At 72.3% G+C, this 21,309-nt stretch carries 18 protein-coding genes and 1 pseudogene; 10 read left to right on the top strand and 9 right to left on the bottom strand.

Going from position 1 to position 21,309, the window contains the following annotated elements:
- Nucleotides 1-36 precede the first annotated feature (36 nt).
- Nucleotides 37-792, top strand: a complete 756-nt coding sequence (locus ACZ7DL_RS24975; RefSeq protein WP_470777195.1) for an alpha/beta fold hydrolase — start codon at nucleotides 37-39, stop codon at nucleotides 790-792.
- A gap of 12 nt (nucleotides 793-804) precedes the next feature.
- Here the strand turns inward: ACZ7DL_RS24975 and ACZ7DL_RS24970 are convergent, their stop codons facing one another.
- Nucleotides 805-1,404 (bottom strand): class I SAM-dependent methyltransferase, encoded by a 600-nt coding sequence (locus tag ACZ7DL_RS24970; RefSeq protein WP_470777193.1) that lies wholly within the window; start codon nucleotides 1,402-1,404, stop codon nucleotides 805-807.
- Between the two features lie 152 nt (nucleotides 1,405-1,556).
- Between ACZ7DL_RS24970 and ACZ7DL_RS24965 the strand changes: the two genes are divergently transcribed.
- From ACZ7DL_RS24965 to ACZ7DL_RS24945, 5 genes are all read left to right on the top strand, one after another.
- Nucleotides 1,557-2,330, top strand: a complete 774-nt coding sequence (locus ACZ7DL_RS24965) for an MHYT domain-containing protein (RefSeq protein ID WP_470777191.1) — start codon at nucleotides 1,557-1,559, stop codon at nucleotides 2,328-2,330.
- 47 nt (nucleotides 2,331-2,377) lie between these two features.
- On the top strand, nucleotides 2,378-4,999 hold the full coding sequence (locus tag ACZ7DL_RS24960; protein ID WP_470777189.1) for a sensor histidine kinase: 2,622 nt from the start codon (nucleotides 2,378-2,380) through the stop codon (nucleotides 4,997-4,999).
- Entirely contained in the window at nucleotides 4,996-5,433 is a 438-nt protein-coding gene (locus ACZ7DL_RS24955; RefSeq protein WP_470777187.1) for a roadblock/LC7 domain-containing protein, read from the top strand. Before ACZ7DL_RS24960 ends, ACZ7DL_RS24955 begins: the two co-directional genes overlap by 4 nt.
- Nucleotides 5,434-5,451: 18 nt before the next feature.
- On the top strand, nucleotides 5,452-5,865 hold the full coding sequence (locus tag ACZ7DL_RS24950; protein WP_470777185.1) for a DUF742 domain-containing protein: 414 nt from the start codon (nucleotides 5,452-5,454) through the stop codon (nucleotides 5,863-5,865).
- Nucleotides 5,866-6,011: 146 nt separating this feature from the next.
- On the top strand, nucleotides 6,012-6,614 hold the full coding sequence (locus tag ACZ7DL_RS24945) for a GTP-binding protein (protein WP_470777183.1): 603 nt from the start codon (nucleotides 6,012-6,014) through the stop codon (nucleotides 6,612-6,614).
- A gap of 9 nt (nucleotides 6,615-6,623) precedes the next feature.
- Here the strand turns inward: ACZ7DL_RS24945 and ACZ7DL_RS24940 are convergent, their stop codons facing one another.
- Complete coding sequence (locus tag ACZ7DL_RS24940) at nucleotides 6,624-7,052, bottom strand: PPOX class F420-dependent oxidoreductase (RefSeq protein WP_470777181.1); 429 nt, start codon at nucleotides 7,050-7,052, stop codon at nucleotides 6,624-6,626.
- Between the two features lie 91 nt (nucleotides 7,053-7,143).
- On the opposite strand from ACZ7DL_RS24940, the gene ACZ7DL_RS24935 reads away from it, so the two are divergent.
- Both ACZ7DL_RS24935 and ACZ7DL_RS24930 read left to right on the top strand, forming a co-directional pair.
- Nucleotides 7,144-7,557 carry a roadblock/LC7 domain-containing protein gene (locus ACZ7DL_RS24935; RefSeq protein WP_470777179.1) on the top strand — a complete coding sequence of 138 codons (414 nt, stop codon included), beginning with the start codon at nucleotides 7,144-7,146 and terminating at the stop codon, nucleotides 7,555-7,557.
- A 124-nt stretch (nucleotides 7,558-7,681) separates the two neighbouring features.
- Nucleotides 7,682-8,482: pseudogene (locus tag ACZ7DL_RS24930) on the top strand (DUF6397 family protein); the annotation flags it as partial.
- 366 nt (nucleotides 8,483-8,848) lie between these two features.
- On the opposite strand, the gene ACZ7DL_RS24925 reads toward ACZ7DL_RS24930, so the two are convergent.
- Both ACZ7DL_RS24925 and ACZ7DL_RS24920 read right to left on the bottom strand, forming a co-directional pair.
- Nucleotides 8,849-9,715 carry an acyl-CoA thioesterase gene (locus ACZ7DL_RS24925; RefSeq protein ID WP_470777177.1) on the bottom strand — a complete coding sequence of 289 codons (867 nt, stop codon included), beginning with the start codon at nucleotides 9,713-9,715 and terminating at the stop codon, nucleotides 8,849-8,851.
- Nucleotides 9,716-9,734: 19 nt separating this feature from the next.
- Nucleotides 9,735-12,248 (bottom strand): DEAD/DEAH box helicase, encoded by a 2,514-nt coding sequence (locus ACZ7DL_RS24920; RefSeq protein WP_470777175.1) that lies wholly within the window; start codon nucleotides 12,246-12,248, stop codon nucleotides 9,735-9,737.
- 145 nt (nucleotides 12,249-12,393) lie between these two features.
- Between ACZ7DL_RS24920 and ACZ7DL_RS24915 the strand changes: the two genes are divergently transcribed.
- Entirely contained in the window at nucleotides 12,394-13,188 is a 795-nt protein-coding gene (locus ACZ7DL_RS24915; protein WP_470777174.1) for a metal-dependent hydrolase, read from the top strand.
- Nucleotides 13,189-13,202: 14 nt separating this feature from the next.
- Here the strand turns inward: ACZ7DL_RS24915 and ACZ7DL_RS24910 are convergent, their stop codons facing one another.
- The 4 genes from ACZ7DL_RS24910 to ACZ7DL_RS24895 form a co-directional block, all read right to left on the bottom strand.
- Nucleotides 13,203-13,466, bottom strand: a complete 264-nt coding sequence (locus ACZ7DL_RS24910) for a type B 50S ribosomal protein L31 (protein ID WP_470777172.1) — start codon at nucleotides 13,464-13,466, stop codon at nucleotides 13,203-13,205.
- A 69-nt stretch (nucleotides 13,467-13,535) separates the two neighbouring features.
- The gene (locus ACZ7DL_RS24905; RefSeq protein WP_470777170.1) at nucleotides 13,536-14,006 is read right to left on the bottom strand and encodes a DUF5709 domain-containing protein; all 471 of its coding nucleotides are present in this window, start codon (nucleotides 14,004-14,006) and stop codon (nucleotides 13,536-13,538) included.
- A gap of 486 nt (nucleotides 14,007-14,492) precedes the next feature.
- Entirely contained in the window at nucleotides 14,493-16,325 is a 1,833-nt protein-coding gene (locus ACZ7DL_RS24900) for an ABC transporter ATP-binding protein (protein WP_470777168.1), read from the bottom strand.
- Complete coding sequence (locus ACZ7DL_RS24895; protein ID WP_470777166.1) at nucleotides 16,322-18,127, bottom strand: ABC transporter transmembrane domain-containing protein; 1,806 nt, start codon at nucleotides 18,125-18,127, stop codon at nucleotides 16,322-16,324. The genes ACZ7DL_RS24900 and ACZ7DL_RS24895 overlap by 4 nt, the downstream gene beginning before the upstream one ends.
- A gap of 370 nt (nucleotides 18,128-18,497) precedes the next feature.
- Here ACZ7DL_RS24895 and ACZ7DL_RS24890 point away from each other — a divergent pair, with 370 nt between their 5' ends.
- Complete coding sequence (locus ACZ7DL_RS24890) at nucleotides 18,498-19,247, top strand: L,D-transpeptidase family protein (protein ID WP_470777164.1); 750 nt, start codon at nucleotides 18,498-18,500, stop codon at nucleotides 19,245-19,247.
- Nucleotides 19,248-19,319: 72 nt separating this feature from the next.
- Here the strand turns inward: ACZ7DL_RS24890 and ACZ7DL_RS24885 are convergent, their stop codons facing one another.
- Nucleotides 19,320-21,260 carry an N-acetylmuramoyl-L-alanine amidase gene (locus ACZ7DL_RS24885; protein ID WP_470777162.1) on the bottom strand — a complete coding sequence of 647 codons (1,941 nt, stop codon included), beginning with the start codon at nucleotides 21,258-21,260 and terminating at the stop codon, nucleotides 19,320-19,322.
- Between the last annotated feature and the right edge of the window lie 49 nt (nucleotides 21,261-21,309).

Genomic DNA, 21,309 nt, shown 5'->3' with positions numbered 1-21,309 from the left:
ATGGTGCGGACGTCGCGGAACACGGGGAGGGGTACGGTGCAGCAGGCCACGTTCGACAACAGGGGAAGTCGCATCCGGTGGACCGAGGTGCCCGGGGCGGAGCCCGCCCGGGGGTACCTGCACGGACTCGGATCCATGTCCGCCGTCTACCACGCACACATCGCTGCCCGGCCTGAACTGGCGGGCCGACGCAGCCTGTTCATGGACCTGCCCGGGCACGGCACGAGCGACCGGCCCCGGGACTTCGGATACACGCTGGACGATCACGCCGACGCGGTCGCGGCCGCGCTGGACGCGGCGGGAGTCACCGGCGCCGAACTGGTCGCGCACAGCATGGGCGGTGCCGTGGCCATCGTCCTCGCCCACCGGCGGCCCGATCTCGTCTCCCGGCTGGTGCTGACGGAGGCCAACCTGGACGCCTTCCCGCCGTCGACCGCCGCCAGCAGCGGAATCGCCGCCTACGGAGAGGACGAGTTCGTCGAAAAGGAGCACGCGCGCGTGCTGGAGAGCGTGGGCCCGCTGTGGGCGGCGACCATGCGATTGGCCGACCCGCGTGCCTTGCACCGCAGTGCCGTCGGTCTGCGCAAGGGCTCGGACCCTGTCATGCGTACGCTCCTGGAAGGGCTGCCCGTCGACCGCGTCTTCCTCCAGGGCGAGCACAGCGGTGAACTCGCCGGCCGGGAGCGCCTGGAAGCTGCCGGAGTGCGCGTCCTGACGGTGCCCGGCGCCGGGCACAACGTCATGTTCGACAATCCCGACGCCTTCGCGGCAGCCATCGCGGGAACGGGCTGACCGTCCTCGCCGTCAGGCGTGGCGCACCGCGAGAGCGAGGAAGCGGGCGTCCTCGTCGACGTACGACGTCATGCGCCAGCCCGAACGGGCCAGGAGCGGTCCGAGATTGGCCTCGGCCCGCAGGTCGTCGGGGGTGACCCGGCGGCCCTGACGCGCCGCCAGCGCCGCGCGGCCGATGGGGTGGAAGAGCGCGAGCGTGCCGCCCGGCCGCACCCCACGGGCCAGTTCCCGCAGGTTGTCCACCGGATGCGGCAGGTGGGCGATCAGCCCGGCCGCGAACACGGCATCCAGGCATCCCGAGCGCAGTGGCAGCGCGGCGACGTCTGCGAGCAGCAGCCGCCCGTCGCGGCCCCTGCCCGCCCGTGCGGCGGCCTGGAGCATCGCCGGGGTCAGATCGGCGCCCAGCACCACCCCGGAAGGGCCCACGGCGGCTCGCAGCGGCGGCAGGGCGCGCCCCGTGCCGCAGCCGGCGTCCAGCACGCGGTCACCTTTCCGCAGTCGTAGGTCGGCCACGGCTGCCGCGTAGGCCGGGCCGTCGTCCGGGAACCGGGTGTCCCAGTCGGCGGCGCGGGCGGTGAAGAACTCCTGGACATGTGTGTGGTCGTCGCTCATGTTCCGCATGATTCCTCACCGTCATGAGGGATGTCTCTGCGCGCATGTTCGAGCGGGACGCGATCGTTCCGACGCAACTGTGCGCCATATTCCAACAGTTTTCGAAATGCGCCCCCTTTGTACGCCCCTGCCACCGCTAGCGTCCCGGGGCCATGGGACACCTGGACCACGCCGCCTTCGGCTGGCTGACCCCCGTGCTGTCGTACGTGATGGCCTGTATAGGCGCCGCACTCGGACTGCGCTGCACCGTTCGCGCGCTCGCCACCACCGGCCGCTCGCGCCGCAACTGGCTCGTCACCGCGGCCTCCGCGATCGGAACGGGCATCTGGACCATGCACTTCGTGGCCATGCTCGGCTTCCGCGTCAGCGGCAGCGACATCCGCTACGACGTGCCGCTGACCATCCTCAGCCTCCTCGTCGCCATGGTCGTCGTCTGCGCCGGCGTCTTCGCCGTCGGCTACAGCCGCGACCGAGGCCGCGCGCTCCTCCTCGGCGGGCTCACCACCGGACTGGGCGTCGCCAGCATGCACTATCTGGGCATGGCGGCGGTCCGGCTGCACGGCGACGTCAGGTACGACCCGGTCCTCGTCGGACTGTCGGTACTGATCGCCGTGGTCGCGGCGACCGCGGCCCTGTGGGCGGGACTCAACATCAAGTCACCCCTCGCGGTCACCGTGGCCTCCCTCGTCATGGGAGCGGCCGTCAGCAGCATGCACTACACCGGGATGTTCGCGGTGAGCGTGCGTGTGGACCCCTCCGGCGACGCCCTGCCCGGGGCCACGGCGATGCAGTTCATCTTCCCTCTCGCCGTCGGCCTCGGATCCTACCTGTTCATCACCTCGGCCTTCGTCGCCCTCTCGCCCACGGCCGACGAGCGCCAGGCGTCCGCCTCCGCGCAGCGGCCGGTCCAGAGCGTCGCCCGCTAGCGGTACCCCGGCCCGAGGGCACCGACCACGTACCGAGCGAGGAGGCCATGCGCCCACCCCGTACCCCCGAGAAAGCCGCCGCCCCGGCACAGCGCCCGCGCGGACGCCGTGCGCACGCCGGACCGCCCGCCGACGAGGGCGCCGACCGCTCGCTCGGCGCACCCCCGGACACGGCACGCGCGCGTGGGAGCCGTCGGCACCTGCGGCCCCGGACCGTGCGCGCCAAGGTGGTCAGCCTCCTGATGGTGCCCGTCGTCTCCCTGCTCGCCCTGTGGGCGTACGCCACCGTCAGCACCGCCCAGGACGTCGCCCGGCTGCGCCAGTCCCAGCGGGTCGACGCCGAACTGCGCGGCCCGGTCACCGCGGCCGTCACCGCCCTCCAGGCCGAGCGCACCGCGGCCGTGCGCTACGCCACCGACCCGCACGCCGGGAACGGCAGCGACCTCGAAGACCTCGCGGCCCGCACCGACCGGGCCGTGGCCGCGCTTCGGCTCGGCCGGCACAGCACGGTCGCCGACAGCCAGGAACTGCCCGCCGGCGTCTCCGGGCGCCTCGACGCCTTCGTCACCGGTGCCGAGCACCTCCGCACGCTGCGGACGGGAGTACGAGACCGCAGGACAGGCTGGCACGACACGTACACGCAGTACACGAAGACCATCGGCGCGGCCTTCGCCGTGGACGGCGCCCTCACCGGCGTCCAGCAGGCCGACGTCGCCTCCGACGCGCGCGTGCTGCTCGAATTCTCCCGTGCGGGCGAGGCGCTGGCCCAGGAGGACGCCCTGCTGGGCAGCGCGCGGACCGCCGGTGCCCTTCAGGGGGAGCGGCTACGGCTCCTCGGCGCCGCCGTCGCCACGCGCCGCACCCTCACCGACACCGCCGTCGCCGACCTGCCCGCCGCCCCGCGTGCCGCCTGGCAGGACCTGGCGCGCAGTAGTTCCTACGCGGCCCTGGGCGCCGCAGAGGACAAGCTGCTCGCCGCCGGACCGGGTGCCAAGCCGGCCGACACGGCACCGCAGGCCGCCTGGAGCGCCGCCCACGCGCGCGTACAGGACGGCATGCGGACCATCGCGACCGCCACGGGCCGCGCCGTCGCGGGCCGTGCCGACCCGGTCGCCCGCGGCCTGCTCAGCCCCGCGGGCGCCGCCGTACTCCTCGGGCTCGCCGCCGTCGCCGCCTCGCTCGTCATCTCCGTCCGTATCGGGCGGGCACTCGTGATCGAGCTCGTGAGCCTGCGCAACGACGCCCTGGAGATCGCCCGCCGCAAACTCCCGGAAGCGATGCGGAAACTGCGCGCGGGCGACGAGATCGACATCCAGGCCGAGGCGCCCGCCGGACCACCCGCCGAGGACGAGACCGGTCAGGTCGCGGAAGCCCTGACCACCGTGCATCGCGCCGCGCTCCGCGCCGCCGTGGAGCGCGCCGAACTCGCCGGCGGCATCTCCGGGGTCTTCGTCAACCTGGCCCGCCGCAGCCAGGTCCTGGTCCATCGCCAGCTCAGCCTTCTCGACAGCATGGAGCGGCGCTCCGACGACCCCGACGAGCTCAGCGACCTGTTCCGCCTGGACCACCTCACCACCCGGATGCGGCGCCACGCGGAGAGCCTGATCATCCTCTCCGGCGCCGCACCCGGCCGGGCCTGGCGCATGCCGGTGCCCCTGACCAACGTCGTACGCGCCGCCGTCTCGGAAGTCGAGGACTACGCGCGCGTGGAGGTGCGCCAGCTCCCCGAAGCCCACGTCATCGGTGCGGCGGTCGCCGACCTCACCCATCTGCTCGCCGAACTCGTCGAGAACGCGGCCCAGTTCTCACCGCCCCACACGCGCGTGCGTGTCACCGGCGAACCCGTCGGCAACGGCTACGCCGTGGAGATCGAGGACCGAGGACTCGGCATGGGTGCAGACACCCTTGCCGAGGCCAACCGGCGCATCGAACAGTCCGAGGCGCTCGACCTGTTCGACAGCGACCGTCTCGGACTCTTCGTGGTCAGCAAGCTCGCCTCCCGGCACGACATCAAGGTGCACTTGCGAACCTCACCCTACGGAGGCACCACCGCCGTGGTGCTGCTGCCTACCGCTCTGCTGAACAGCGGCTCGGCAGAACGTTCCTCCCGCCAGGACGGACAAGCCCGGCCCGGCCAGGAACGCCTGCACGTGCGCGTGCCCGGCGCGGCCTCACCCCCGGAGGCCGCCGTCGCCGCACGGCCGGACCGGCCCGCCCTGGCGGCCACCGCACCCGGCGCGCACGGCACCGCCCAGACCCCCGGCCCCGGCACCGGAACGGCGGCAGGCCCCTACGGCACCCGGCCGGCACCCGGCCCGGACGACACGGCTCCGGCGGCCGGCCGCCAGGGAACCGCCCACGAACCCCCGCCCCCCGGCGTCACCGCCTTGCGGCTGCACCGCCCGTCGGACGACTCCGATCCCTCCGACGACCTCCCCCGCCGAGTGCGCCAGGCGAGCCTCGCCCCCCAACTGCGCCACCAGCGTCCGGAAGATCCGGCTCCGCAGCCGGCCCGGCGCGCCGACGACCGGCGCACCCCCGAACTCGTACGTGACCGCATGGCGGCCTACCGCGACGGCTGGGTGCGTGGCGGTGGCAGACAGCCCGGCCGCGACGCCGCCCCGGACCCCGAAACGGGCAGGTACAGCACCGAAGGAGACCCGGCATGATCCAGGACCCGAACCGGAGGGCCGGCCAGCGATCCGGCGAACTGGACTGGCTGCTCGACGATCTCGTGACGCGCGTGCGCGAGGTACGGCACGCCGTCGTGCTGTCCAACGACGGCCTGGCGGTCGGCGCCTCGAGCGATCTGGCGCGGGAGGACGCCGAACACCTCGCCGCCGTGGCATCCGGCTTCAACAGCCTCGCCAAAGGCGCGGGACGGCACTTCGGAGCGGGCGGGGTGCGCCAGACCATGGTCGAGATGGACGACGCGTTCCTCTTCGTGGCCGCCGCCGGTGACGGCTCCTGTCTCGCCCTGCTCACCGCGGTCACGGCCGATATCGGGCTGGTCGCCTATGAGATGGCCCGCCTGGTCAAACGCGTCGGCGAGCATCTCTACACGCCGCCGCGCGTCGCGGCGCAGCCGCCCGCCGCCGGATGAACCGGAAAGGCCGCACCGATGATCGAGAACCCGCCCGGCGGGCCCCGCGAGCCCGGCAGCCAGTGGTACGACGGCGAGGCCGGGCCCCTGGTCCGCCCGTACGCCATGACGGGTGGCCGCACCCAGCCGGGCCCCACGGGCGTGCACTTCGATCTGATCGCGCTCGTCACCCTCGACCTCGCCGCACCCGCGCTCGACGATGGCACCGCGCTGGGCCCCGAGCACCGGACCCTGATCGACCTGTGCCGCCCGGAGACCCAGTCCGTCGCCGAACTCGCCGCGGACGCGGACCTTCCGGTCGGCGTGGTCAGGGTGCTCCTCGGGGATCTCCTGGAACTCGGGTGCGTGACCATCAGCCGCCCCGTGCCCCCGGCACGCCTGCCTGATGAACGGATTCTGCGCGAGGTCATCGAGGGATTGCGAGCGCTGTAGATGAACGTTCCCACCGCACGCAAGCCGGACGCATCAGGCGCACTTGCATCCAACAGCCCCTACGGGCATTCCTGTTGTCACGACGCCGGCCTCGCCCCGGAGCATGCGGACGCCGGCCGCAGCCGGCCCTCCCGAGAGAAGTGATCATGGTCTCCGAGCACTCCGACGCCGCCGGCGACACCTCCGCCCTGGCGCTGAAGATACTGGTCGCCGGTGGCTTCGGCGTCGGCAAGACGACCCTGGTCGGGGCCGTCAGCGAGATCCGGCCGCTGCGTACCGAGGAACTGCTCAGCGAAGCCGGTCAACTGGTCGACGACACCGACGGTGTGGACCACAAGGTCACCACGACCGTGGCCATGGACTTCGGCCGCATCACGATCCGTTCCGGCCTGTCGCTCTACCTCTTCGGCACACCCGGACAGGACCGCTTCTGGTTCCTGTGGGACGAACTGGCCCAGGGAGCTCTCGGCGCCGTCGTCCTCGCGGACACCCGACGGCTGGAGGACTGCTTCCCCGCCGTCGACTACTTCGAGCACCGGCGCATCCCGTTCGTGGTGGCCGTCAACTGCTTCGCGGGAGCCCGTACATACGGCGCTCACGACGTCTCCAGGGCGCTCGACCTCGATCCCGGCACGCCCGTGGTGCTGTGCGACGCGCGCGACCGGGACTCCGGCAAGGAAGTGCTGATCCGGCTGGTCGAGTATGCCGGGCGGATGCACACCGCCCGGCTCCTGGACTCGGTCGGCTGAGCGCGCGGCTCAGGCCGCGAGGTCCCGCACGGCCACCACGTTGTCGATGGTGACGCGCACGAGCAGTTCACCCGGTACGCCGTTGCGGGCGCCGTACTCCTCGGCACGCTCCTCGCCCATGTACCGGGCGGCGATCCGGGTGGCCCAATGACGCAGGTCGGCCAGGTCCTCCGACAGCCGGGCGCGGCCGTTCAGCACCACGAAGTGGAACGGCGGACGGTCGTCGTCGACACACAGGGCGACCCGGCCGTCACGGGCCAGATTCCGGCCTTTGACCGTCTCCTTGCCGGTGTTGAACACCAATTCGTCCCCGTCCAGCAGAAACCAGATCGGAGTCACGTGCGGGCTCCCGTCGGCGCGGACGGTGGACAGTTTGCCGGTGCGGGTGCCGTCCGAGACGAACGCCCGCCATTCCTCATCGGTCATCTTCTCTGCCATGGGCCCATCCTGCTTGCCCGCGCGCCGGGCGTGGGGAAGGCTGGCGGGGAGTTCCTCCAGCCAGGGGGAGACGTCACACGGGGAGACGGACATGGCGCAGAACCAGGGACTCGGCTGGCTCCTGGACGATTTGACCGGTCGTGTGCACCACGTACGCCACGCACTGGTCCTGTCGAACGACGGACTGGTCACGGCAGCGAGCACGGGTCTACGCCGCGAGGACGCCGAGCATCTGGCCGCCGTGGCATCCGGGCTGCACAGCCTCGCCAAGGGGTCAGGACGCCACTTCGGCGCGGGCCGGGTACGCCAGACGATGATCGAGTACGACGACGCCGTGCTGTTCGTGACCGCGGCCGGCACCGGCAGCTGTCTGTGCGTGCTCAGCGGGGCGGAGGCGGACATCGGCCAGATCGCCTACGAGATGACCCTGCTTGTCAATCGAGTCGGCGAACACCTCGGCGTCGATGCGAGGCAACCCGAGCGGACTCGCATAGTGGAGCCCTGACCTGCGACTTTTCCTTCCGGCGGAGTTATCCACAGGCTCGCCACGAGGTGCGGCGATCCGGCTACGGTGGGTTCACGGCGAACGCACAGGGCGTGAGCCACGGACTCCACGGGGGAGTGCGACCATGTCGGCAAGCACTTTCGACCAGCTTCGCCCCACCACCTGCACGCCGAGCCGTGCCGCTCGCGAACTGGGGCTCAGGCCAGGCGAGGTCGACCTCGCCGTACAGCTCGGCCGTATCCGGACCGTGCCCGACGAGGGCGGGGGAGGAGGCCGGCGAGTGGAGTGCGCGGAGATGGACCGCCTCCGCGCACAGGACGGTTTCCCGGAGTCCCTCCGGGATCGGGTGCGGGTCGTGGGCACCGCGGAGGGCGCCGCCCTCATGGGCATCCCGGCCGGCCGCTTCACCCGGCTCACCCGCCTGGGCCTGCTCGTGCCGGTCAGGTTCTACCTGAACCGCTATCGAGCCGTGGTGTGGCTCTATCTGGCGGAAGAAGTACGCGAGTTCGCGTCGGGACCGGAGAACGCGCGCCTGCTCAAGGGGCGTACGCCCGAGACACTGCGCGGCCAGCTGGCGGCGGGAGTGGATCTGCGCGCCCGCAACTGGCGCGGACGCCACCTGGGTTTCCTGCTGCGGCACACCGAGGACCCATGGGCCCGGGCCGGGGCCGTGGCCGCCTTCCTCCCGCCCGTCGAGATCGCCGACGTCGTCAGGGACCCGTACGAGCGTGCCTACCTGAACCGGTTCCGGCCCGCGCCACCCGGCCACGGTGTTCCCGGGTCGCCCTCCGCGGACCTCGCCGAGCGGATCATGACGGCACAGGACGCGGACGAGATCGGCTGGCTGCGCAGCGACCTGGCACGCTTGATCGGCGAGGCCCGCAGCGCCTCGCCCGCCCCGCGCCCGGCCACGCGTCGCGTCCCGCCGGTCAACCGCGCGGCCGCACGTCCCATCCCGCCGATGGCCCGGACCGTCACCCGGCGTGCGGTCGAGGCCACGACGTTCCCGGAGTCGGTGACGCGGCAGCCGGGTTCGGTGGAGCGGCCGCTGGAAGTGGCGGCGCGGCCCGCGGAGGCGGAGTCGGCGGCCCGGTCTCCGGGGCTGCCCGTCCCACGTCCGGACGTGGGGGTGCGACCGGCAGTGCCACCCGTGCCCCGGGGGCATGAGCCGGCGCGGTCCGCTCCGCCGCGGTCGCCCCGTGGCCTGCGGGCCTGGCTGCGGCGGAGAAGCCCACGGTCCGGACGGCCCGCGCGGGTCTGATCCCCGGGGCGCAGTCGCTGCCGCGAGGTGCTAGAGGTCCCTGAACAGGCCCTCCTGGACGACCGAGACGAGTAGCCGTCCCTTGAGGTCGTAGATGCGCCCGCGGGCCAGCCCGCGCCCGCCGGTGGCGATCGGCGACTCCTGGTCGTACAGGAACCACTCGTCCGCGCGGAACGGCCGGTGGAACCACATGGCGTGATCCAGCGAGGCCATATCGAAGTTCCGCGGTCCCCACAGGGGCTCGACCGGGATGCGCACAGCGTCCAGGAGAGTCATGTCACTGGCGTAGGTCAGCGCGCACGTGTGGACCAGCGGATCGTCACCGAGCGGCCCGACCGCACGCATCCACACGGCACTGCGCGGCTCGGCGCCCTCAACCTCATCGGCGTGCCAGCGCAGCCGGTCGACGTACCGGATGTCGAACGGCTGGCGCCGCGCCATCCGCTCCAACTGCTCCGGCAGCGCCCCCAGATGCTTGCGGACCTCCTCGGACACCGTCGGCAGCGACTCGGGATCCGGCACCTCGCGGGCCGGCGGCAGCTGGTGCTCGAACGGTCCTTCCTCAGGCTTGTGAAAGGAGGCGGTCAGATTGAAGATCGTGCGGCCCTGCTGCACGGCCGTGACCCGGCGCGTCGTGAAGGAGCGTCCGTCGCGGACCCGCTCGACCTGGTACACGATCGGCACGCCCGGCCGGCCCGGGCGCAGGAAGTACGCGTGGAGCGAGTGCACCGGGCGCTCGCCGTCCGTGGTGCGGCCGGCGGCGACCAGGGCCTGGCCCGCCACCTGGCCGCCGAAGACCCGCTGGAGGGACTCGTCCGGGCTGTGGCCACGGAAGATGTTGACCTCGATCTGCTCCAGGTCGAGGAGGTCGACCAGTCTCTCGGCCGGGTTCGTCATCGGTGGGGTTCTCCTTGGCTCACAGCTGGCCGACGTCGGTGACACGGACGACCGCACGGCCCTCGGCGTCGGAGGCCGCCAGGTCGATCTCCGCGCTGATGCCCCAGTCGTGGTCACCGTTCGGGTCGTCGAAGATCTGGCGGACGCGCCAGAGGCCGTTGGCCGGCTCCTCGTTGATGACGAGCAGCTTGGGGCCGCGGGCGTCGGGGCCGGTGCCGAGGTCGTCGTACTCGTCCCAGTACTTGTCCATCGCCTCGCCCCACGCGTCGGCGTCCCAGCCGGACTCGGCGTCCAGTTCGCCGAGTTCATCGACCTGGTCCAGGGCTGCCAGCTCCACGCGGCGGAACATGGCGTTGCGGACCAGCACGCGGAAGGCGCGGGCGTTGGTGGTGACCGGCTTGACCTCGTCGGCCTTCTCCTGGGCCTCCTCGGCGGTCATCTCCTCCGGGTTGGCGAGCTGCTCCCACTCGTCCAGCAGGCTGGAGTCCACCTGGCGCACCATCTCGCCCAGCCACTCGATCAGATCCTGGAGATCCTCGGACTTGAGGTCGTCCGGAATGGTGTGGTCCAGGGTCTTGTAGGCGCTGGCGAGGTAGCGCAGCACGATGCCCTCGGTGCGGGCCAGCTCGTAGAAGGACACCAGCTCCGTGAAGGACATCGCCCGTTCGTACATGTCCCGGATGACCGACTTCGGCGACAGCGGGTGGTCGCCGACCCACGGGTGGCTCTTGCGGTAGGTGTTGTACGCGTGGAAGAGCAGCTCTTCCAGCGGCTTCGGGTACGAGATGTCCTGGAGGCGCTCCATGCGCTCCTCGTACTCGACCCCGTCCGCCTTCATCGCGGCCACGGCCTCGCCGCGCGCCTTGTTCTGCTGGGCGACGAGGATCTGGCGCGGATCGTCCAGGGTGGATTCGACGACGGAGACCATGTCGAGCGCGTAGGACGGCGACTCGGGATCGAGGAGTTCGAACGCGGCCAGGGCGAACGTGGACAGCGGCTGGTTCAGCGCGAAGTCCTGCTGGAGGTCGACCGTGAGCCGGACGATGCGGCCCTCGGCGTCCGGCTTGTCGAGCTTCTCCACGATCCCGCCGTCGAGCAGCGAGCGGTAGATCGCGATCGCCCGGCGGATGTGCCTCAGCTGCTGCCTGCGCGGCTCGTGGTTGTCCTCCAGGAGGTGGCGCATCGCCTCGAACGCGTTGCCCGGGCGTGCGATCACCGACAGCAGCATCGTGTGCGTCACCCGGAATCGCGAGGTCAGCGGCTCCGGCTCCGACTCGATCAGCTTCTGGAAGGTGTTCTCCGTCCAGCCGACAAAGCCCTCCGGCGCCTTCTTGCGCACCACCTTGCGCCGCTTCTTCGGGTCGTCGCCCGCCTTCGCCAGCGCCTTCTCGTTCTCGATGACGTGCTCTGGCGCCTGCGCGACCACGAGCCCCGCGGTGTCGAAACCGGCCCGCCCGGCCCGGCCCGCGATCTGGTGGAACTCACGGGCCCGCAGGGTACGCACGCGGTTGCCGTCGTACTTGGTCAGGGCCGTGAACAGCACCGTGCGGATGGGTACGTTGACGCCCACGCCGAGCGTGTCCGTGCCGCAGATGACCTTCAGCAGGCCGGCCTGGGCGAGCTTCTCCACCAGGCGCCGGTACTTGGGCAGCATGCCCGCGTGGTGCACGCCGATGCCGTGCCGTACGTAACGGGAGAGGTTGCGGCCGAACTTGGTGGTGAAGCGGAAGTTGCCGATCAGCTCCGCGATCTGGTCCTTCTCCTCGCGCGAGCACATGTTGATGCTCATCAGCGCCTGCGCCCGCTCCACGGCCTGCGCCTGCGTGAAGTGCACGATGTACACCGGGGCCTGCTTGCTCTGCAGCAGGTCGGTGAGCGTCTCGGTGAGCGGGGTCAGCTGGTACTCGTAGGAGAGGGGCACCGGGCGGGTCGCCGAGCGGACCACCGAGGTGGGGCGGCCGGTGCGGCGGGTCAGGTCCTTCTCGAAGAAGGACACATCGCCCAGAGTGGCCGACATCAGGATGAACTGCGCCTGCGGGAGCTCCAGCAGCGGGATCTGCCAGGCCCAGCCGCGGTCGCCCTCGGCGTAGAAGTGGAACTCGTCCATGACGACCTGGCCGACGTCCGCGTTCTTGCCGTCGCGCAGCGCGATCGACGCCAGCACCTCGGCGGTGCAGCAGATGACGGGCGCGTCGGCGTTCACGGAGGCGTCGCCGGTGAGCATGCCGACGTTCTCCGTGCCGAAGAGCTTGCACAGCTCGAAGAACTTCTCCGACACCAGGGCCTTGATCGGCGCCGTGTAGAACGTGACCTCGTCCCGGGCCAGCGCGGCGAAGTGCGCGCCCGCGGCGATCATGCTCTTGCCCGAGCCGGTCGGCGTCGAGACGATCACGTTCGCCCCGGAGACCACCTCGATCAGCGCCTCCTCCTGGTGGGGGTAGAGGGTGAGACCGCGCTCCTGTGCCCACGACTCGAAGGCTTCGTACAGGGCGTCGGGGTCGGCGGTCGGCGGCAACTGATCGATGAGGCTCACGCCCCCATCTTGCCTGGCCTTCCGCCCGAGCGGGGAATCGGCTGCGGGTACGAAGATCACGGCCGCTACGCTGTGTCGCCGACGCAGCGTCAGCGCACCAGATCAACTGGACAGCGGCACACGAGGAATGGGGCGGAAAGCGGCCATGATGGGACCAGCACACTCACTGTCGGGGGCCGCGGCCTGGCTGGGCGTCGGAGCGGCCGCCGCCGCGGCCGGACACGCGATGCCCTGGCCGGTCCTCCTCTCCGGCGCCCTGATCTGCGCCGGCGCCGCACTCGCCCCGGACCTGGACCACAAGGCAGCCACGATCTCCCGGGCCTTCGGGCCGGTCTCGCGCTGGATCTGCGAGATCGTGGACAAGCTGTCGTACGCCACCTACAAGGCGACCAGGAAGCAGGGCGACCCGCGCCGCTCCGGCGGGCACCGGACCCTGACGCACACCTGGCTGTGGGCGGTCCTGATCGGTGCCGGCTGCTCCGCCGCGGCGATCACCGGGGGCCGCTGGGCGGTGCTGGCGATCCTCTTCGTGCACATGGTGCTCGCGATCGAGGGCCTGCTGTGGCGGGCGGCGCGCGGCTCCAGCAGCGACGTCCTGGTCTGGCTGCTGGCGGCGACCAGCGCGTGGATCATCGCCGGAGTGCTGGACAAGCCGGGCAACGGCTCGGACTGGCTGTTCACCGCGCCCGGGCAGGAGTACCTGTGGCTGGGGCTGCCGATCGTGCTGGGCGCGCTGGTGCACGACATCGGGGACGCGCTGACGGTGTCCGGCTGCCCGATCCTGTGGCCGATCCCGGTGGGCCGCAAGCGCTGGTACCCGATCGGGCCGCCGAAGGCGATGCGGTTCCGGGCCGGCAGCTGGGTCGAGCTGAAGGTGCTGATGCCGGCGTTCATGCTGCTCGGGGGAGTGGGCTGTGCCGCGGCCCTCAATGTGATCTGAGGGGGTCCCCGGGATCAGGTCGCCCCGCCCGCGTCCGCCCCGCCGTACCGGCGCTCGAAGCGGGCGATGCGGCCCTCGGTGTCGACCGTGCGGGTCTTGCCCGTGGAGAAGGGGTGGCTCTCCGAGGAGATCTCCACGTCGATCACCGGGTAGGTCTGGCCGTCGTCCCACTCGATGGTCCGCTCGCTCCGCGAGGTCGACCGGGTCAGGAACGCGTATCCGGCGGCGCGGTCGCGGAAGACGACGGGGTGGTAGTCGGCGTGCTTGCCCTGCTGCATCGCGGCTCCTCGTGCGGGGCGGTCGGGCCGGGGTCGTCCGGATGGGCCGGCTCGGTCGGGTCAGTCTGCTCAGCCGGGCAGGGAGTCCTCGTCGACGATGTGCATCGCGGCCTCCTCGGCGGAGGCGGCGGCACCGTCGATGCCGACATCAGTGGCCACGAGGGCGGCCTCCTCGTCCTCGTGCGCGCCCTCGTCGGGGGCCACCAGCCGGCCGGAGCGGGACTTGCCGACCTCGTTGTCCAGGAGTTCCCCGTCCGTGCCGTCGCAGTCGCCGATGCCGTCGCCGTCGGGCGCGGTGAGGTCGGGCATCTCCTCGGCGAGCCGCTGGTCGAGGGTCTCGCCCGCCTGGCGTTCGGCCGCTGTCACGCCGGTGTGTTCCACCGCCCACGGTCGCTCGGGAGGGGACCAGCCGCGGTCGAGGGGGTCCGCCACGCCGTCGAAATCCAGTGTGTCCTCGACGTCGAGCACCCCCGAGTCCTCCCGGATCTCCGAGGGATCGGGCTGGTAGACGTCGTCCCCCCAGCCGTCGGCGCTGTCCACGACTACCTCCAGGTGGTGAGGACGGCCGAGTGCCGCCCCAGCAGGCGGCGGGCCGTCGGCACGCCCGGCACGCGGGCGGCACGCCGTGAACCGAGCGGTTCCCGGGCGCGCCCCGAACCGGTGCCGCTTTCCAGCCTTCCACCCCTGCTCGGGACAGCGCAACGGCACGAGCCCCGGCGTGGGCACGTGCCCCTGCTCCGGGGCCGGACGGGACCCACCGGGCGTCGGAGCAGGGGCGATCATCTCCGGTCGGGCCGGCCGGTCCAGACGGTCCAGCCGCTCCGACCCGGCCAACCGGTCCAGCCGCGCATCGGTGGTCTCCTCCCCGTCGGTGCGGGCGCCAGCGGCATCCCTGGACACGCCCCCGCCGGCGTCGGCGCCCGCTTCGGCGGACTCACCCCCGCCGGCGCCGGCGCCGGCGCCGACGCCCGCGCCACCGTTGGACTCACCGCCACCGCCACGGCTCCCGTCGGCCCCGCCCCGGCCTCACCCGTGCCAGGACCGCCACAGTGCCGCGTACGCGCCGTCCGCTGCGACCAGCTCGTCGTGGCTGCCCAGCTCGCTGATGCGGCCGTTCTCCACGACGGCGATCACGTCGGCGTCGTGGGCGGTGTGCAGGCGGTGGGCGATGGCGACCACCGTGCGGCCGTCGAGCACCCGGGCCAGGGAGCGTTCCAGATGGCGGGCCGCACGCGGGTCGAGCAGCGAGGTCGCCTCGTCCAGGACCAGCGTGTGCGGATCGGCCAGCACCAGCCGGGCCAGCGCGATCTGCTGCGCCTGTGCCGGGGTAAGGGACAGGCCGCCGGAGCCGACCTCGGTGTCCAGACCGTCGTCCAGCGCCCGGGCCCAGCCGTCCGCGTCGACCGCGCCCAGGGCCGCCCACAGCTCGGCGTCGTGGCTGCCGGCGTCGTGGCTGCCGACGGGGGTGTCCCCGCTCGGGCGAAGCCGGGAGTGGGGGAGGGCCAGCAGGAGGTTGTCGCGCAGGGAGCCCACGAAGACGTGGTGCTCCTGGTTGACGAGGGCGACATGCGAGCGGACGCGCTCGGCCGGCATCCGGGACAGTTCCGCCCCGCCCAGGGTGATCCGGCCGTCCCGGGGTGTGTAGATCCCGGCGAGCAGCCGGCCCAGGGTGGACTTGCCCGCGCCGGAAGGGCCGACCAGGGCGAGCCGGGTGCCCGGCGCGACCTCCAGGGAGACGCGGCGCAGCACGTCGACGCCCTCGCGGTAGCCGAAGTGCACCCGGTCGGCGTGCACGTCCCGCCCGTCGGGGGCCAGCGAGGCGTCCCCGGCGTCCGGCTCGATGTCCCGCACACCGACCAGGCGGCCCAGCGACACCTGGGCGACCTGTACCTCGTCGTACCAGCGCAGGATCAGGTTCACCGGATCGACGAGCATCTGCGCGATGAGTGCGCCGGTGGTCAGCTGGCCCACCCCGATCCAGCCGTGGAGGACGAACACACCGCCGACCATCAGGACCGAGCCGAGCACGAGGAGATGCACGGTGTTGATCACCGGGAAGAGCACGGAGCGGAGCCAGAGGGTGTAGCGCTCCCAGGCCGTCCATTCCTTGATCCGCTGCTCCGACAGCGCCACGCGGCGGGCGCCGAGGCGGTGGGCCTCGATGGTGTGGCCCGCGTCCACGGTCTCGGCGAGCGCGGCGGCGACGGCGGCGTACCCGGCGGCTTCCGAGCGGTAGCCGGACGGCGCCCGCTTGAAGTACCAGCGCCAGCCGATCACCAGGACCGGCACGGCGAGCAGCACGGCGGCGGCCAGCGGCGGCGCCGTCACGACGAGCCCGCCGAGCAGCAGCAGGGCCCACACGACACCGATGGCCAGCTGCGGCACGGCCTCGCGCATGGCGTTGGCCAGCCGGTCGATGTCGGTGGTGATACGGGAGAGCAGGTCGCCGGTGCCCGCCCGTTCCAGTACGCCCGGGGGCAGCCCGACCGACCGGACGAGGAAGTCCTCCCGCAGGTCCGCCAGCATCCGCTCACCGAGCATCGCGCCCCGCAGCCGCACCTGCCGGACGAACACGGCCTGCACGGTCAGTGCCAGCACGAACAGCCCCGCGGTCAGCCCCAGGTGAAGCTCCCCGGCGCCGTCGGCCACCCGCTCGACCAAGCCGCCGAGCAGGTACGGGCCCACCATGGAGGCGACCACGGCCACCGTGTTGACGACGATGAGCACCAGGAAGGCCCGGCGATGCCGGCGGAACAGTTCGGTGACGTAGGCGCGTATGGTCGCGGCGGCGCCGACGGGCAGGGTGGTGGCGGTCGTCGGGGCCGCCGGGTCGTACGCCGGTGGCGCAACGCCGATCATGCGCTCTCCTCGATCTCTTCCAGCTCCTGGAGCGCGTCCAGAAGGATGCCCTCCTCGGCCGCGGCCAACTCCTCGTCGGTCTCCCGGGTCACCACGGCCCGGTACCTGGGCTCGCTGTCGACCAGCTCGCGGTGCGGGCCGACCGTCACCACCGCGCCCTCATGGACCAGGGCGACCCGGTCCGCGCGGTCGAGCAGCAGCGGAGAGGAGGTGAAGACGACCGTCGTCCGCCCCGACCGCAGTCGGCGCAGCCCGTCCGCGATCCGGGCCTCGGTGTGCGAGTCGACGGCGGAGGTCGGCTCGTCCAGCACCAGGACCTCCGGATCGGTGATCAGCGACCGGGCCAGGGCGAGCCGCTGGCGCTGGCCGCCGGACAGGGAGCGACCGCGTTCGGTGATGCGGGCGTCCATCGGGTCGGTGGCGTCCAGCGAACCCTGCACGAGCGCGTCCAGCACGTCCTCGCACTGCGCTGCCGCCAGCGCGTCCGCGGCCCGTACGGCACCGGAGGCGGGCACGTCGAGCAGCTCGCGCAGCGTGCCGGAGAGCAGCACCGGGTCCTTGTCCTGGACGAGGACGGCGGTCCGGGCGCTGTCCAGGGGGAGTTCGTCCAGGGGCACCCCGCCGAGCAACACCGACCGGCCCGGCTCCGTGGGATGGCCGCCCAGCCGCTCGGCGAGCCTGCCCGCCGCGTCCGGGTCGCCGCACACCACGGCGGTGAACCGGCCGGCCGGAGCCAGCAGACCGGTCGCGGGATCGTACAGGTCGCCGCCCGGTACCTCGGCCTCGCGGGTGCCGTCGGTGGCCGTGGACCGGGACAGCGACAGCACGCGGGCCGCGCGTTTGGCCGAGGGGCGGGAGAAGGAGTACGCCATGGCGATCTCCTCGAAGTGCCGCAGCGGGTAGTTGAGGATCATGACCGCGCTGTAGACGGTGACGAGTTCGCCGACCGTGATCCGGCCCTGGCGGGCCAGGTGGATGCCGTGCCAGACGACCGCGATCAGCAGCAGTCCGGGCAGCAGTACCTGGACGGCGGAGATCAGCGACCACATCCGGGCGCTGCGCACGGCGGCGTGCCGTACCTCCTGGGAGGCCCGGCGGTAGCGGTCGAGGAACAGCTCCTCGCCGCCGATGCCGCGCAGCACCCGTAGGCCGGCGACGGTGTCCGAGGCCAGCTCGGTCGCCCGGCCCGCCTTCTCGCGCTGCACGTCGGCGCGGCGCGTCGCCCGCGGCAGCAAGGGCAGCACCGCGAGCGCCACGACGGGCAGGCCCACGGCGACGACGCCGCCGAGGGCCGGCTGGTACACGAGCAGGCTGACGCAGACGACCACGACCGTCAGCGCGGCGGCGGTGAAGCGCGAGACGGCCTCGACGAACCAGCCGATCTTCTCCACGTCGCCGGTGGAGACGGCCACCACCTCGCCGGCGGCCACCCGCCGGGTCAGGGCCGAGCCCAGCTGGGCGGCCTTGCGTGCGAGCAGTTGCTGGACGCGGGCGGCGGCCGTGATCCAGTTGGTGACCGCCGTCCGGTGCAGGAAGGTGTCGCCGACGGCGATGCCGATGCCGCAGACCAGCATCAGAGCACCCGTCAGGGCGAGCCGGGTGCCGGAGTGGTCGACGGCCGCCTGCACCGCGAGACCGACGCAGAAGGGCAGGGTGGAGACGGAGACGAAGTGGAGCAGGCCCCAGGCGAGCGACTTCAGCTGCCCGCCCAGCTGATTGCGCCAGAGCCACCACAGGAATCGGGGACCCGAACGCGCGTCGGGCACGCCCGGATCGGGGTACGGAAGGTCTTGAATCTGCATGACGTCCCAGTGGCTCGTGTCAGGGGGAGGAACAGGGGGAGGAATGGCGGCGAGCGGCAACAAGCCGTGAAAGGTTCGCGTCGCAGAGTCGTGAATTTCAAACGGTTTTCCCCGACGTCCCGCGAAATCCGCCGAGTTCCGGCCAGGGCCGAGCCGAAGCCGAGGCCAAGCCACAGCCAGGACCGAACACAGCCAGGACCGAGGCGCAGTCCGGGGGCAAGCACAGCCAGGCCGAGCCGCGGTCAGAGCCGAGCCACACCCAAGGTCGAGACCGTCGTCCGTCCGTCAAGCGTGCACAGCCACATCACCCGCGACGGCGATTGTCGGAAAGTTCGCACAATTGGCCGGTTCGCGGTGCCAGCATGGAGGGGTGCAGATCGACAGTGTGCGGCGCATGACGGTCGCGGTGGCGGCCCTCGGCACCTTCCTCGCGACCCTCTCCGCCTGCGGCACCGCCGCCCCCGCCCGCGGCGCGCAGGGCGCCCACGGCCCGACCGCGCGGACCCCCGCCGAATCGTCCGCCCCCACGGCCGACCCGACCCGCATCCCGGGCCTCGGCGACCGTATGTACCGCCGGATCCCCGCCGGCTCCCGTCAGGTCGTGGCCGTCTACGGCACGGGCGCGGACTCGGCCGACTCCCGGGTCGTGCTGTACACCCGGCAGGGCGCCCACTGGCGCCCGGTGGGCAGGTGGGCCGCACACAACGGGCGCCACGGCTGGACCACGGACCACCACGAGGGCGACGGACGCAGCCCGGTCGGCGTGTTCACCCTCACCGACGCGGGCGGTGTGCTCGCCGACCCGGGCACCCGGCTGCCCTACGACCACGACGAGGGCGCCTACGCGCCGCCGGCCGAGTGGGACGAAGCGCACCAGCACGACTTCGACTACGTCATCGCCATCGACTACAACCGCCGCAAGGGCACCCCGCCGCGCGATGCCACCCGCCCGTGGGGCGCGCGCCGGGGCGGCGGCATCTGGTTGCATTTGGACCACGGCAGCGGCACCTCGGCCTGCGTCAGCGTCTCCAGGAAGGCCATGGAGTTCCTGCTGCGCACGCTCGACCCGGATCGCGATCCGGTGGTGGTGATGGGGGACAGCGCGACCCTGCGGGGTTAGCGACGGCGACGCGTGGCAGCCGCTCCGCCGCGCGGCCCTCTCGTCCGGGGCCGGTCCCCGGCTCCTGCGGTGTCATCGCTCGGCCGGGCCGGCCTTGTGTCCGGGCGGTCCTGCCACGGCGGTCGCGTTCACCACGTCCACGTCGCTTGCCCGGACGTACGCCAGCCGGTGGCCGAGCTGGATCTCGTAGTACCTTTCCCGGCCCCAGACCACCGGGTTCGGTGTGTCGGTGAAGGACTTGGCGGTGTAGGAACTGCCGACGCCGGCCTGCGTCACATAGCGCTGGCCCGCCCGGAAGCTGTACGGGAGGGGGGACTCGGTCGGCTCGTCCACGTCCTCCGGGTAGGCGTCCTCCTCCGGGAGGGCGCGCCCGAACACCGGGATCTCGTCCAGGCCCTCCTTCGGCGTGACCATGCGCCCGGTCGCACCGACTGCGGTCGGGTGCTTCCTGGGGTTCTTGAACCACGCCTTCCGCCCCTGGAACCAGATCGCCGTCCAGTCGCCCCTGCGGTCGGCGACGGCGAACGTCTGGCCGGTCGAGACGCGCGATCCCAGGTCGTTGACGTCCTCGGTCGAGCCCTCGCCGTCCGGCTTGCGGCCGGGGTCCTGGATGAGCGGGGCGTGCTCGTCCGGTTCGGAGTAGAGGCGGACGGCGCTGGAGCCGTGCGGCGGACACGGCACACCGCTGCCGTTGCACCCGGTGAACGACGGCTTGTTCCCGGCGAAGTCCGGCAGGATGGTCACGATGTCGCTGTCCGGCCCCGCCGTGGCGCGCAGCGGCGCGCCGAGCAGGTCGAAGTAGTGCCGCCAGTCCCAGAAGGGACCGGGGTCGTCGTGCATGTCGGGGATGGTGTCGGCGGTCGGGGCGGGCACGTTGTCATGGCCGAAGATGTGCTGCCGGTCGAGCGGGACGCCGTACTTCTTCGCCAGGTACCGCACCAGCTGCGCCGAGGCCCGGTACATCCGCTCCGTGTACCAGGTTCCGGGGTGCGTGAGGAATCCCTCGTGTTCGATGCCGATCGAGCGGGCGTTCACGAACTGGCTGCCGGAGTGCCAGGCTTCGTCCTTGGTTCTGACGTGCTGGGTGACGTGGCCGTCGCTGGAGCGGATGGAGTAGTGCCACGACGACTCCGTCGGGTCCTGCACCGTCTGGAACATGCTCGGCAGTTTCGCCTCGGTGTCGTGGATGACGATGTACTCGATCGGCTGGTCCCTGGGCCGGTCGCCCAGGTCATGGTTGCCGTAGCTGTCGTCGAACTCCTCGTACGGCGCGCCGAGCCAGTCACAGGCCAGCTCGGCCGGGCACTCGGCCTCCTTCGAGCGCCGGGGGCCCTGCGCGGGCGGGGTGTGGGGGTGCGGCCGCACGCGGGGGTTGGCGGGGAGACTGACGTCCTGCCCTTCGTCGGTGGTGCGGTGCGCTCCCCGGCGGATCAGGGCGAACACGTCGTCGGCGTACGCCGCGGCTGATGTGACGTCAGGCGTGCCCGGGAACCGCGCCACCGCCTCCCACCAGTCCGCCGGGTCGGTGCTGAGCGGTTTGCCGAGTTGGCGTTGCGTGGCCGCCAGCGCGGCCGCCCCGCCGCGGACGTTGGCGACGGCGTCCGTCCGCAGCCGTGCGGCCGGGGTGCCGATCAGCCGTGCCGCGTGGCGCAGGTCCGCGGGCTGCACGGCGTGACGGGACGGGGCACCCATGATGCCCGCGGCCGCCCCCGCGGCCCCCATGCCTGGCCGGGTGTGGTCGCCGTCCGGCGCCTGCTGCGTCTGTGCCGGGGCCTGGGTGCGGTCGGTGTCCACCAGATGCATGGGCCCGAAGCCGCCCGCGACGCTGGGCGCGCCCGGGTGGGAGTCCCAGCGCGACTGCATGTAGGACACGCTCATGAGCACACTTCGTGGCACCTGGAACTCGCGCGCGGCGTCCGTGAAGGCGTCCTGGAGACGCCGGTCCGCCGTCTCGTCGGCGCCGGACATCGGCAGGATCAGCAGCGGCGGCAGCAGAGCCGCCCCCGCGATCACACAAGCCGTCCGACGGCACCTCCGGATGGCTCCGGGAACACGTGCAGTA

It is taken from the genome of Streptomyces sp. NPDC036984 (assembly GCF_055607665.1).
This window is presented reverse-complemented; position numbering and strand designations above follow the sequence as displayed.